The organism is Lapidilactobacillus salsurivasis (assembly GCF_054785215.1).
This window is the reverse complement of sequence record NZ_BAAABI010000001.1, coordinates 167355-179837: the sequence shown is the minus strand read 5'-3', so window position 1 is coordinate 179837 and position 12483 is coordinate 167355. Positions and strand designations below refer to the sequence as shown.

Here is a 12483-nt window from a genome sequence, read left to right as displayed (position 1 = left end):
AACATTTATTAATATGTTCTGCAAGCTTACCTGCGGCCTTCAATTCCCAATCCACGGACTCATGAGCTTCCGCCTAACAAGTCCACCCTAACAAGCCCGAACAGGACGATCAGGCGTGCCAAGATCAAAGAAGCCTTTTTAGTATCAGTCCTGGCGGTGTCCGCGCTATACTAGCGATAGAAAAGGAGGGGGCAGCATGCTTGAAATTACCCTGAGGCCGGTTCAAGAAGTGGAACTAGGCACGGTTTGGCAAATGCAACAGCAAGTTTTCGCTACGCCTCGCCCGGATCAGTTGCCGTTCGTTGATTCCTTGGCTCAAATCCATTGGCGCTTTCGGCACCCACAAAATCACTACGATTTCATTTGCCTGGGTGGCCAGCGGATCGGTTATTTACAACTTCAGCGGGATAAAACCGGCCAACGCGTGCAAATCAGACCGTTGGTGCTGTTGCCAGCCTTTCAACGGCGTGGAATCGGGCGTCATGTTTTAACCTTGCTGGAAGAGCAAACCCCTGAAATTGAAATTTGGCGCGCCAGTTTGCCCTCGTCCAGCGCCGCCCTTGCTTTATTTGCAAAGCAAGGCTATCGGCAGTTGCGTCCGGGGCATTGGCAAAAAACACGGGATCAAATCTGACTCAATTACGACAGAAAATCATGGTTGCTGGAATTATGGGAGGCATCATCATGAAAAAAGAGCATTCAACGACAGATGATCAGGAAATGGCGGAAGTCCACCGGAAGTTACAGGAACTTCACCAAGATGATGGTCCCAAATTGAAAGATCATTTAGATGTTTTCGACGATGCGGTGATCGCCATCATTATTACCGTGATGGTGTTGGAAGTGCCGCTACCAGATCAGACAGTGGGCAGTTATAAGCTCTTCATGCGGGCTATTTTGATTTTTCTCATCAGTTTCTTCATGGTCGCCAATTTCTGGTACGAGAATCATCAAACCTTCGCGATCCTGCCGCGAGCGGACAAGAAATTTCTCTTAATGAACTTCGCGTTTCTGGCGGCGTTATCGCTCTTGCCACTGTTGACCAAGTGGCTCATGCAGCAACCGACGAATTTAGCGGTCGCCAATATGGGGTTGGACTATTTGGTCATTAATATGTTGCGGCGGTTGATGGTCAATCACACCAACCGCGAACTTTTCGGAAAAACCGGGGCGGCGCGCGCGTTTTTCGATCAAATCACCCGTTGGCGTATTATTGGTGGCTTTCTGTTGAACATCGCGTTGATCGGGGTGGCCTTCATTCAACCGGCAGTAGCGATGATTTTCTACCTGGCGTTGCCGATTATCTCATTTGTTTTTCCTAGTGATCGGGTCAAATAGAGCCGGAGTCAATCATTTTCGGAGTCATGTAACGCCGTTATAACGTCTAAAAAGCACAGCCGTCACGCGACTGTGCTTTTTAATGTTTGCTGTTCTTAAGTTAATTATTGACCGCTCGCGGATCAAGGCTAATTGATTTTTCGCTGCGGATTAAGTAGGTTCATGGGATCAAATAAGGCTTTGATTTGATGCTGTAGCAAATCTACTTCGGGACCAAGTTCCTCGTTGTTCCATTGATTTTTCAATAAACCGACCGCATGTTCACCAGAGATAGTGCCACCTAAGGCGAGCGCTTTGCGGAACATTAGTTGTAGCGCCGTTATAACGGCAGCGGGCACTTCGCTTTCACCCGTTGGCCAAACAATGGTGGGGTGGACATTACCATCGCCAGCGTGACCGGCAGTGTAAATCGTCAAGTCCAATTGGGTCGCAATTTGCTGGATATAGTCGATCATCTCGGCTAGTTTGGACAAAGGCACGGCCATATCTTCCATCACGTGTTGGCCATTAGCGAAAACCGCTGGCAACATATCACGGCGCAACTTCATGATTTGCGCGGCCTTGGTAGCGTCAGTCGTCAACTCTAAATGCTGTGCGCCGTTTTCCTCAAGAATCTGTTTCGTAGTTGCCAGGATCAGGTCATTATAGCTGTCCAGCCGTAAAATCAGCATGGCGCCACTGTTTTCCGCGTAGTGGGTCCCTTCATAACGGTCCAAAGCCGCCACGGTTGGCGCATCCAGAGCCTCCAGCATGGCCGGGTAAGCGCCGGATCCACGGAGTTTCGCGACGGCTTGAGCCAAGGTGGTCATATCTTTGAAGAAGGCCTGGCCAGTCATCGCACCGCCAAGGGGAATCGGGAACAGCCGCACAGTGATTTCGGTAATGATACCCAAGGTTCCTTCCGAGCCCACAAAGAGCTGGGTCAGGTCATAGCCGAAAGCTTGTTTCAACGAACGACCGCCTAATTTCAATTCCCGTCCATCGGCCAAAATAACGGTTAGCCCGAGCACCGAATCTTTCGTGGCGCCATAACGAACGGTACTCATCCCCCCCGCGTTAGTGGAAACATTGCCACCAATTGACGAGATCGGCTTTGAGCCAGGATCGGGCGCGTAAAAGAGGCCCTGCGCACGAGCGGCCTTGTCCAAATCTCCGTTGATCACACCGGGTTCAACGATTGCAATTTGGTCGATCGGATTGATTTCCTTGATCCGGTTCATTTTGGCCATTGAAAGGACAAAACATCCGGCAATCGCGTCAGACCCAGAAACGGTACTTGTGGCCGTGGTTTCGGGAACGATGGGAATATGATATCGCCGGGCCGTTTGTAAAACGCCTTGAACATCGGCGGCAGAAGTTGCCTCGATGTAAGCCAGCGGCAGACCGCTGGCAAGCTGGACCCCATATTGATCGTTCTCATGGGCCTTGAGTGTGGTCACGTCGCTGTGAACGGCGGTGGCGGTCACATGTTGGCGCAGATCACTGATGATTTCATCATCCGTATAAGCATTGAATTTAACCATTGAATTCCTCCTGAGCCAGGCAGGTTTCTGTCAGCTTATCATTAATTGATTATGGTTACTTTAGCACCATGATGTTGATTGTCAAGCATAAAAGCGCGCCAACCGCAGGGAGCTGCATGAAAGTAGATTGTCCGCAGCTTGCGCTGCGAAATTCGGGGTGAGCTCGCTGTGGGCGTCACTTTGAGCTTCGCAAAACCCGCGAATCTCAAAGCTGAGCCTTATTCTAAGCGGCAAAGCCGCTAAGAATAACGACACGGCGATCTCACCCCGAATTTCTCCGCTCCAGCCGCTCAACGTTTTAACAGCCGTTTGAGCGCTCACGCCGTCTGGCAAGCTATGGCTAATTGATGAGGCGCCACGCAATTGACGACCGTGGCTAGTGGGCACCTGCCTTAAATTGGTGACACCAGTATAGTCTTGTCTGATGAACTAGAGTAGATTCTTGACGACTCAAATAAATTGTCCAATTTCCAATCAACACACGCTTGAGGTTGTCAGGCAAGGTTTTTGGCGCTACCCGAAATGTACCGACTTTCTAGTCCAAATCCGTTGGCATTGCCGTACCACAAAAAGTGTGATGAGTTTTGACCACCACACTTGCAAAACCACTTTGTCAGATACGCAACTTCAATTGCAAATAGGCTCAATTCTGCCTAGCAACCGCCTCAGGACGTGTGGCTCAGCGGTGAGATTATTCTAAGCGATAAATCGCTAAGAATAAGGCTCGATTTGAAGACAAGCCGCGGCACTTTGCGGATTGGCTTCAAACGATGCCCACCGCGTTCCAGCCACGACAAACGTCCTGAGGCGGTTGCGTCCCCACCAAACCCCACCATACCTGCAATTAAGCGCAGGGTCAGAGAATCAAAACCAAACGCCTAAATCAATTTCACGCGGAGGATTTAGACTTTTTTGTTGCAATTACAACAAAAATAATTTAAACTAGAACTCAGCTTGGAAAGGCGGCGCGTGTAATGACGGAAGTATTGAGAAAAATTGGGGAAGTGGCACGGATTTTTGATGCTGTGGCGAATTTAGAATTCAAAACGCTTTCCCTAACGCGGGGGCAGTATCTTTATTTAGTGCGGATCGCTGAGAACCCCGGGATCATTCCGGAACGTTTGGCGACGATGGTCAAGGTCGATCGAACCACGGCGGCGCGGGCGATCCAGAAGTTAGCGCAAATTGGTTTGATCGAGAAAAGAAATGCCGCGAGTAATCAAAAGAACCGGCAACTTTTCGTCACTGAGGCGGGCCAACAAGCGGCTGATTTGATCCAGCGGGAGAATTTATTGTCGGAAACAACGGCACTCCAGAATTTCTCCGCAGAACAGACGGCGGTGCTGGAGGCTAGCTTAGATCAACTCTTAGAAAACGTGCGCCCCCTCTGGTTAGCGGCTAAGCAGGGGCAAACGCGTGACTATTAAGGAACGCAACGACTTGACATTGCGTTATTGCGTTATGACTACGAAAGCAGGTAAAAAGATGGCAACTTTGCAACAATGTACTTTAAATGATTTGAAGACGCTCCAACAATTGAGTCGCACGACTTTTACGGACACGTTTGCCGGCTCCAATGAGGTCGCGGACCTGAATGATTATTTGGATCAGGCTTACGCCACCGCCAAATTGACCGCAGAACTGACAAATCCGAATTCGTTCTTTTACTTCCTTAAAGTGGCTGGCGCGACCGTGGGTTATTTGAAACTTAATGTTGGCGCGGCTCAAACTGAACAAGTCGCCGAAAACGCTCTAGAGGTGGAGCGCATCTACATTTTACCAGCGTACAAACGTCATGGGTTTGGTCGCCAATTGATTGACCAGGCTGAAAAGCAGGCGCGCCAACTGGGTAAAACGGCGTTATGGTTGGGAGTTTGGGAGCACAATGAGGCCGCACGCGCCTTCTACGGAAAAATCGGCTTTCGTCAAGTTGGCAGTCATGTGTTTCAGTTAGGCGCTGATCCACAAACCGATTTGATCCTCGTCAAAACCTGGTAATCCCTGGCCTGAAAGCGGGCGTTACTGCTTGGGTGTGTACGGGGCGACCACCGGCGAAAGTAGCTGGACCAATCTGGCGGAATCTTTGCGCGACCCGCTGCGTCTGCGGCCGTGACCTAAATAGTGTATAATGGGATTGAGTTATTAATTGTTAGCTGCGCGAGTAGACCAATTTTCGCGCAGGGGATGACTACTTAGGAAAGGTGAGGTTATGGCAAGTCCAGTGAATAAACCATTGTATAAGATTGGCTTATACGAAGAGAACGAATTGAATAAGCATTTCCACGAGGATCAAGTTCTGCCGTTTTACTCCGAGTTGTTGGGACATGTGGTGCGGGGGCGGATCACCAAGAAATATCGTTATTCCTGTATGATCGATATTTCCCACTCAGAAAAGGCCTCGGCGTTTCAGAAGGAACAATATAATTCGCGCATCGTGGTCAGTTATCGTGATTTGCAAACGGACATGACGCGTTAGTCAACGGCGATCATCCGCGTCTTAGCGGTTTGAAATCAGTTTGGTACTAATAGTTAACAAGAGGGATGGATCGAATGGAATTTTATACATTACGAGACGGCTTACGTTTGCCGAAGGTTGGTTTCGGAACTTACCAGTTGAATGGCGCTAACGGCGCTAATGCCATGGTTTCGGCGTTACAGCAGGGTTATCGCTTGCTGGACACGGCTTACAACTATGAAAACGAAGGCGCGGTTGGCGCTGCGATCAAACGGTCGGGCTTGCCCCGTTCGGAAGTGCTGGTGACTTCTAAGCTGCCAGGGCGTTATTACAACACAGATCAAGCAATCACGGCGTTACAAGAATCGTTATACCGTAGCGGTCTGGATTATTTCGACTTGTATCTGTTGCACTGGCCGAATCCACAGCGGAACCAGTATGTGGAAGCCTGGCAGGCCTTGATCATGGCCAAGAAATTTGGGCTGGTTCGCTCGATCGGGGTCTGCAATTTCTTACCGGCACATTTGGACCGGCTGCAGGCAGAGACGAGCGAAATGCCAGTGGTCAACCAAATTGAATTGCATCCTTATTTCAACCAGGCTGAACAACGGGCCTATGACCAAGCCCATCACATTCTGACTGAGGCGTGGAGTCCCTTGGGCCGCGCCAGTATCATGCTTCAAGATCCACAATTGCAGACATTGGCGACTCAATACGGCAAGAATGTGGGCCAGCTGATTTTACGGTGGCAACTACAGCACGGCATTTTGCCGATTCCTAAGTCGGCTAATCCGGTTCGACAGGCAGGCAATCTGCAGGTCTTTGACTTCACGATCAGCCCCGCGGACATGGCGATCATCGACGGCTTGACACGTGCTGATGGCCGGAGCACCAATCAGGATCCGGCAGTTTATGAGGAGTTTTAACGGCAGGACCACCTTTGAAGTTTGACTAGAAAATCATCGTCAGGACTCGTTTCAGGCGGCGATTTGCGTTAAGATTAACTTATTGAAAGCAAGGGGGTTCTGGTCATGCTGATCTATATTTGTTGCGCTGGTGGTGCCACCTCCAGTCTGTTCTGTAGTCATATTGCCCACGCGGCTGACCCAGAAATGATTCATTTCGATGATTTAAAAACGTTGTTGGCTGATTATGACGCTTTAAGTCAACGCTACCCTATTCTGATCGGGTACGGTAGCGAGCAATTGGTGGATTGGCGCAATGTCGCGACCATGTTTCAACCTCATGTCGATCAGGTCTTCGTTTGTCCACAGGTCCGCTATCGGACGCCTGTATTGCGGAAAACGCTGGCGCCAGTGGGGATCCCCGTTGATGATTTGGATATGCGGATGTTTGGGACGATGAACGGTGAGCTGGCGTTGCAAACAATCATTCGCAACACAAAACCGCGACAATCAACGGCGGCTAGCACCCCACCCCAGCTTTGACCAGCGGGCACGACAAGTTTGCGATTTTTTTCATGACGATGTAGAAGGCTGCTCAGTTCAGCTTTCTTTTTTTCGGCCAGAACCAAGTTTTGTAGCGGCGGTGGGGGCCCGTCTTTCGCCCTCTCTTTCATAAAAATCGCCGATGCAGCTGCTTTCTCCCGAATGTGTTCCAGCTGGCCGCCTGGACTTCTTTGGCGCCAGCCGCTGGCGCAGTCATCGATGCTGATGTGCTATAATAATAACAAACTTGTGGAAGACATCGGATCATTAAAATGGAGGTCGCGTTCGATGAACCAAAACTGCCTTATTTGCCAGCGCATCGCTCTGATCGAGGCGCATAAGAATCCATATTTTGTTAGCGAAATGGCTACTGGTTATGTTGTGATAGGGGACACCCAATATTTTCCTGGATATACACTATTTCTGGCCAAGGAACACGTGACGGAACTTCATCTGATGCCCGAGAAATTGAAACTGCAATTTCTACAAGAGATGAGTTTGGTCGCCGAAGCGTGTTCGCTCGCTTTCCATGCGGATAAGATGAATCTGGAGCTGCTGGGTAATGGGGACGCGCACGTCCACTGGCATTTGTTCCCCCGACATAACGGCGATACACCAAAACCTGGGCCGATTTGGTGGGTCGATCCTGCGGTCATGTATGCGGATGAAGCCGCGCCGACAACCGCAGCCTTAGCAGAAATGAAAAGCAACTTACAAAAAGCGCTGGCCACTGTTGCAGCAAAATATGCAAAGTAAGTCAGCGGTTCCCGGAACCGAATAATCCTGCCCAATAAGTAACCGCGTTAGTTCTGCCGCTGCCTGACGTCCAGCCCGTGAATGATCATGGTAACGCGCAGTTGGTGGGTCCAGGTTTGGTGCGCGCCGTTTCGTCTCGCGGCGCTTATTTTTTTGAAAAAAATAGGTGAATCTCGTAGGGTCATCGCGAAATTTAGTGTAGAATGGCTGTATTATCATGTTCTGAGATAGGTGGAAAAATAATGACCAATCGATATCGCAGTGTCTTTGATATTATCGGCCCGATCATGATCGGACCCTCCAGCTCGCATACAGCCGGCGCGGTGGCGATCGGTCACGTGGCGAATCGGTTGTTTCACGCGCCGATCAAAACCGTCCGGGTGCGTTACTTCGAGTCTTTTGCCCAAACGCATCGGGGCCACGGGACTGATTATGCGGTGATTGCCGGTGTTTTAGGCTTTGATCCGGCCGATCGGCGCGTTCCCAACGCGGTGGATCTGGCGCGGCGCCAAGGAATTGAGATTACTTTCATTGAAGATCAACATCCTAGTCCGATTGGTCACCCGAATACGGCGGCAATCACCTTAGAGAATGGCGAGAAATACTTAACGGTTTGGGGTTGTTCCGTAGGTGGCGGCGCGATCGAGATCCGCAAAATCGATTTTAATGGTTTGATTTTTGAGCCGCAAGGAAGCCTGCCACTGATTTATGTGGAGGCGGAGCAGGCCATTGGTAAGGCGTTGGATCAGATTTTCGGCGCGAATTATCGGTTGCCGCGGGTGACCTTGACTCGCGGACGGCATCACATTTATCAGCTGGATCTGTTGGACAAGCCTTTCCCGGAACAACTGGAGCAGGCGCGGCGGATCAGTCAAGACTTGATCTCACTTTAAGGATAGGGCAAATATTATGTATGAAACAATTGCGGATTTGTTGGCAGCCGCGGCGGCGCAACAGCAGCCAATCTCAGAATTGATTATTGAACAAGAAATCAAATTGAGCCATAGTAGCCGCGAGATCATTTGGGCCACCATGGGCAAAAACCTGGAAGTCATGCACGAAGCGGCGATCAAGGGTGCCAGTGGTGCGGGAGTGACTTCAGCCACCGGGATCAGCGGTGGTGAAGCGGTTTTGTTGAAGAAATATCGGGAGAAAGGCCAGTCCTTATCTGGGGATACGATGTTGTTGGCCATGCAAAATGCGGTGGCGACCAATGAGGTCAATGCCGCAATGGGCATTATTTGCGCCACTCCTACGGCTGGTTCTGCCGGGACTTTACCTGGTGTTCTCAGTGTGGTCACCGAACGGTTACATTTACAGCGAGATGATCAGATTCGCTTTCTTTTCTGCGCCTCGGCGTTTGGAATGATCGTGGCTAATCAGGCGATGATCGCTGGCGCTACTGGCGGTTGCCAAGCGGAAGTGGGTAGCGCCTCGGCCATGGGTGCCGCGGCCGCCGTGGAGGTTGCTGGTGGCACCCCAGAACAGGCGGCTCAGGCGTTTGCGATGGCCATGTCTAACCTGCTGGGGCTAGTCTGCGATCCCGTCGCCGGCCTAGTTGAAGTGCCCTGCATCAAACGAAATGTGGTTGGCGCGGTCAATGCGTTAACGGCCGCCGATATGGCCTTGGCTGGATTGACCAGTCAGATCCCGGCCGATGAAGTGATTCTGGCAATGAAACGGATCGGGCAGAATCTGCCCGCTAGTTTGCGGGAGACTGGGTTAGGTGGCTTGGCCGCGACACCGACCGGAATCGCCTTGAAAATGAAGATTTTCGGTCAGGATGTTAGTATCCATCCCGATGACGAAAAAAACGACTCAGCCCGCGAAAGTTAGCCTAATAACCAGCGCCGGCCGCTTACCAGCGTCAGCTCCAAAACAGCCTTGTCCACGGATCATACCGGGGACAAGGCTGTTTTGTTTGATTTTCGGTGGTATTTTTCAACTGAAACGCCTCACTTGTTACGACCCAAAGCACAGTCAAGGGTGGGTGTCATGGTTCCTGATGGGGCGTGTCTGGCGGTTGTTTTGAGGTCGCCGCCAGTTGCTGTTGCCGCTTCGATTCATGATTTTGCCACCAGCCGATCATCCCAGTGGTCAACGGCACAATCAGCAGCACGCCAATAATCGATTCAAGCAGAACCAAGACTTCTTGGACGAACAGTTTATCGTTGAGCAACTTGTTCAGACCGTAGTTTAGCCGCAGGTACCAAATAAATAGCGCCAAGTTGCTCCCGAAAAAACCAAACAGAATCGTATTGATGGCTGTCCCGAGAATATCCTGCCCCATCTGGCGGGCGCTCCGTTGGTAAGCGGCAGGTTCGATCGTTGGCGTTTGTCGCAGTAATTCCAGTAAACCCGCGTTCATCGCCACCGCCGCCTCGGAAATCGCGCCTAGCGTGCTGAAAACCGCCACCAGCGCCGTGATCAGTAGGTAATCAATGCCTGGCGCCGTCGCTAAGCCGATCAAGTCTTCGTCATCTTGATCGCCTAAACCAAAGGCCTGACCCAGCCAGGTCAATCCTAAAATCAGCAGAACAATGATCACCGTGACCAAGAGGGAACTGAGGAAAGCTTGATCGGCCAACTTTTGTTCGTTGGTGCCCAGATAAACGATCGTCGCCAGTTTCAAGGGAATGAAAATCGCCGCGATCAGCCAAATATTCGCGCCGCCAGCGATCAACCAAGCGGCCATCAAAATCAGGCAGAAATTGATCAAGATACTTAGGTAACTTTTCAGCCCGGCCGTGCCACCCACCAAGACGATCAAGACTAACAAGACCAAAAGCAGCGCTGTCATCGTACTCATTGCGCCTGCGCCTCCTTGGTCAGTGGCCGTAGTAAGAAGCTAGCCAGCGTCGCGATCGGCACGGTCAAAACGATCCCGATCGCGGAGATCAGACTTTGCAGCACACCAAGAGACAGCGTGTATTCAAACGTGTAACTGATGGTGTTGTTGTCGCGCAAATAAAGAATTGTCATCGGCAGCGCCGCGGCCATGAAAATCAGGAAGAGTACATTGATCAACGGTCCCATGATCTCCCGCCCGATCGTCAAGCCGCTGTGCCAAAGCTGCCGTCGCGTCAGTTGAGGATTGTGTTCCCAGAGCTCACTTAGACTGGTTACGATATCCGTTGATTCGTCCATGACAGCGCCCAGCACACCCAACAACGTTTGTCCCAAGAAAAGCGAGCGTGGACTTTGCGTCGCGTAAGCAACGGCCATGTAGGTAATGCCTCGTTCGTTGGTCACACGCATGATCCCATAACTTAAGCCAAAGGCCAGCAACAGCGCGCCGATCGTACTAAGTAACATCATGACCATTTTGCGCCGCCAGCCTTGGTAAATAATAAAGGTCACCGTAGCGAAAACAATCGCTGCCGAACTGTACAGCAGAATCGTGGCCGTGCCATTACGCCAAATATCTAAGCGGAGCGTCACCAAGAATAGCAAGCAGTTGACGGCCACCGATAGTAAAATCAACCAACTTTTCTTGGCTAGGATCGCCACCAAAATCAAGGCGGTCAACGTTAGCGCCAGAATCAGGACCCAATCCCGTTTTGCGGTGAGAATATTCGCTTTACCTTGATGGGAAAATTGGACGTAGACACGCTGGTTGTGATAATAGCGCTGATTGATCAATTGCGAGGCGTCGTAATCATTGAGTACTTGGTAGGTCCGACCTTGATGGGACCCATTGAGAATCCTGAGTGTCAGCCGTTGTTCGAATTGGGTGTCTTTGTTCTGATATTGATCGGTCTCTGCCTGGTGGCTAACTGACTGGACCCGCGTTACTTGTGCTAACGTGCCCTGGCCCAGTGGATGCTGGTATGCCCAAAACGTGACGATGATTCCTAAAATGGCGATGAGCAACAACGCCGTTCGCTTCTTTGTTAATTTCATTTGCTCGTCCTATCTGATCTAGTGTGCATAAATCGTTCTAATTATTTCGTTATACGCCAATTGACAGGTACCTGCAAATCATCGCTTCGAAGTTTTGCAAAAATTTGGAATGATGTTAGGTTGGTCGTGGCTGGCACTTCGCAGATAAAAGTAGCTTGTCCGCAGCTTGCGCTGCGCGTGGCGTTGGTGGCGGGCAAGTGTGGTGGGGCTCCAGGTCGGGCTGGGGGTGGTGGAACGCTGCGGGCACGATTTTGAGCTTTTCGGAAGTGCACCGAAAATCTCAAAACTCGGCCTTATTGTAGGCGATAAATCGCCAACAATAATATCGCGGCTGACTCACCCCCAGCCCGACCTTCCGCCAACGAGTAAACGATCCACCAACGCCACGCTCCGCTCCAGCCGCTCAACGTTATCATAGTCGTTTGAGCACTCACGCCGACTGGCAAGCTATCGCCAATTAATGGGGAGCCACGCAATCCACAGCCATGGTTAGTGGTCACCAGCTTCAAATTGGTGACGCCAGTACAGTCGGTCTGATAAACAAAGCTAGTTCTCGGTAAATCAAATGAATTGGTCGGTTTCCACCCAGTGTTTGTTAGGGAAATAAGCAGAGACTATTCAGCCTACGCAAAATATTCCGCCCTCCTAACCGAATCAGTTGGCATTGCCGTACCACACCAAAAGTGAGCAGTTGTTTTGACCTCTAGCTTGTAAAAGCCACTGCTTCAAATCCTTTGCCTCGATTTCAGATAGGCTCAATTCTGCCTAGCAACCGGCTGGGACTGCGCGGCTCAGTGGTGAAATTGTCCTTGGCGGCTTTGCCGCTTAGGACAAGGCCTGATTTTGAGACAAGCCGCGCTTTTTGCGGATTGGCTCAAAACAGCGCCCACCACGTTCCAGTCCGCAACAGCAGTCCCAGCCGGTTGCGCTTACGCGCAACACCCACTACTCCCTGCAATTAGGCCAGAAATCCGCAACAGAAGCAGCGTCCTTTTAGCACCGGAACGCCCACTAAATTTCCTTTGCAATTCCGCGTAAAAACCTGTAAGGTGAGGGAGTA

16 protein-coding genes are annotated in these 12483 nt (G+C 50.9%); 11 read left to right on the top strand and 5 right to left on the bottom strand.

The annotated features are described in order from the left end of the window. Positions 1 to 196: 196 nt before the first annotated feature. Positions 197 to 634, top strand: a complete 438-nt coding sequence (locus ACYVSB_RS00835; protein WP_461218042.1) for a GNAT family N-acetyltransferase — start codon at positions 197 to 199, stop codon at positions 632 to 634. 50 nt (positions 635 to 684) lie between these two features. Continuing rightward, positions 685 to 1338 carry a TMEM175 family protein gene (locus ACYVSB_RS00830; RefSeq protein WP_461218041.1) on the top strand — a complete coding sequence of 218 codons (654 nt, stop codon included), beginning with the start codon at positions 685 to 687 and terminating at the stop codon, positions 1336 to 1338. A gap of 128 nt (positions 1339 to 1466) precedes the next feature. On the opposite strand, the gene ACYVSB_RS00825 is transcribed toward ACYVSB_RS00830, so the two are convergent. Together ACYVSB_RS00825 and ACYVSB_RS00820 are read right to left on the bottom strand one after the other, a co-directional pair. Next, the gene (locus ACYVSB_RS00825) at positions 1467 to 2861 is read right to left on the bottom strand and encodes an FAD-binding oxidoreductase (protein ID WP_461218040.1); all 1395 of its coding nucleotides are present in this window, start codon (positions 2859 to 2861) and stop codon (positions 1467 to 1469) included. 81 nt (positions 2862 to 2942) lie between these two features. Next, on the bottom strand, positions 2943 to 3248 hold the full coding sequence (locus ACYVSB_RS00820; RefSeq protein ID WP_461218039.1) for a hypothetical protein: 306 nt from the start codon (positions 3246 to 3248) through the stop codon (positions 2943 to 2945). Positions 3249 to 3835: 587 nt separating this feature from the next. On the opposite strand from ACYVSB_RS00820, the gene ACYVSB_RS00815 reads away from it, so the two are divergent. The 8 genes from ACYVSB_RS00815 to sdaAA all read left to right on the top strand — a co-directional run bounded on the left by ACYVSB_RS00815 (position 3836) and on the right by sdaAA (position 9356). Beyond that, complete coding sequence (locus tag ACYVSB_RS00815; RefSeq protein ID WP_461218038.1) at positions 3836 to 4288, top strand: MarR family winged helix-turn-helix transcriptional regulator; 453 nt, start codon at positions 3836 to 3838, stop codon at positions 4286 to 4288. A 58-nt stretch (positions 4289 to 4346) separates the two neighbouring features. Further along, positions 4347 to 4859: a GNAT family N-acetyltransferase gene (locus tag ACYVSB_RS00810; RefSeq protein WP_461218037.1), complete on the top strand. Its 513-nt coding sequence runs from the start codon at positions 4347 to 4349 to the stop codon at positions 4857 to 4859. A 211-nt stretch (positions 4860 to 5070) separates the two neighbouring features. Continuing rightward, positions 5071 to 5337 (top strand): hypothetical protein, encoded by a 267-nt coding sequence (locus tag ACYVSB_RS00805; protein ID WP_461218036.1) that lies wholly within the window; start codon positions 5071 to 5073, stop codon positions 5335 to 5337. A 74-nt stretch (positions 5338 to 5411) separates the two neighbouring features. Then, complete coding sequence (locus ACYVSB_RS00800) at positions 5412 to 6242, top strand: aldo/keto reductase (protein ID WP_461218035.1); 831 nt, start codon at positions 5412 to 5414, stop codon at positions 6240 to 6242. Between the two features lie 105 nt (positions 6243 to 6347). Then, positions 6348 to 6764, top strand: a complete 417-nt coding sequence (locus ACYVSB_RS00795; RefSeq protein ID WP_461218034.1) for a PTS sugar transporter subunit IIB — start codon at positions 6348 to 6350, stop codon at positions 6762 to 6764. Between the two features lie 288 nt (positions 6765 to 7052). Continuing rightward, positions 7053 to 7520, top strand: a complete 468-nt coding sequence (locus ACYVSB_RS00790; RefSeq protein ID WP_461218033.1) for an HIT family protein — start codon at positions 7053 to 7055, stop codon at positions 7518 to 7520. Positions 7521 to 7762: 242 nt separating this feature from the next. After that, a complete protein-coding gene (locus ACYVSB_RS00785) occupies positions 7763 to 8413 on the top strand; it encodes a serine dehydratase beta chain (protein WP_461218032.1) in 651 nt (216 codons plus the stop codon). Between the two features lie 16 nt (positions 8414 to 8429). Continuing rightward, positions 8430 to 9356, top strand: coding sequence for an L-serine ammonia-lyase, iron-sulfur-dependent, subunit alpha (gene sdaAA, locus ACYVSB_RS00780; protein ID WP_461218031.1), 927 nt, complete (start codon positions 8430 to 8432; stop codon positions 9354 to 9356). A gap of 157 nt (positions 9357 to 9513) precedes the next feature. Here sdaAA and ACYVSB_RS00775 read toward each other — a convergent pair whose 3' ends face one another. From ACYVSB_RS00775 to ACYVSB_RS00765, 3 genes are all read right to left on the bottom strand, one after another. Then, positions 9514 to 10329, bottom strand: coding sequence for a YibE/F family protein (locus ACYVSB_RS00775; RefSeq protein ID WP_461218030.1), 816 nt, complete (start codon positions 10327 to 10329; stop codon positions 9514 to 9516). Beyond that, complete coding sequence (locus tag ACYVSB_RS00770) at positions 10326 to 11423, bottom strand: YibE/F family protein (protein WP_461218029.1); 1098 nt, start codon at positions 11421 to 11423, stop codon at positions 10326 to 10328. The genes ACYVSB_RS00775 and ACYVSB_RS00770 overlap by 4 nt, the downstream gene beginning before the upstream one ends. A gap of 293 nt (positions 11424 to 11716) precedes the next feature. Further along, complete coding sequence (locus tag ACYVSB_RS00765) at positions 11717 to 11932, bottom strand: hypothetical protein (RefSeq protein WP_461218028.1); 216 nt, start codon at positions 11930 to 11932, stop codon at positions 11717 to 11719. 288 nt (positions 11933 to 12220) lie between these two features. On the opposite strand from ACYVSB_RS00765, the gene ACYVSB_RS00760 reads away from it, so the two are divergent. Further along, positions 12221 to 12385, top strand: a complete 165-nt coding sequence (locus ACYVSB_RS00760) for a hypothetical protein (protein WP_461218027.1) — start codon at positions 12221 to 12223, stop codon at positions 12383 to 12385. Positions 12386 to 12483: the final 98 nt, after the last annotated feature.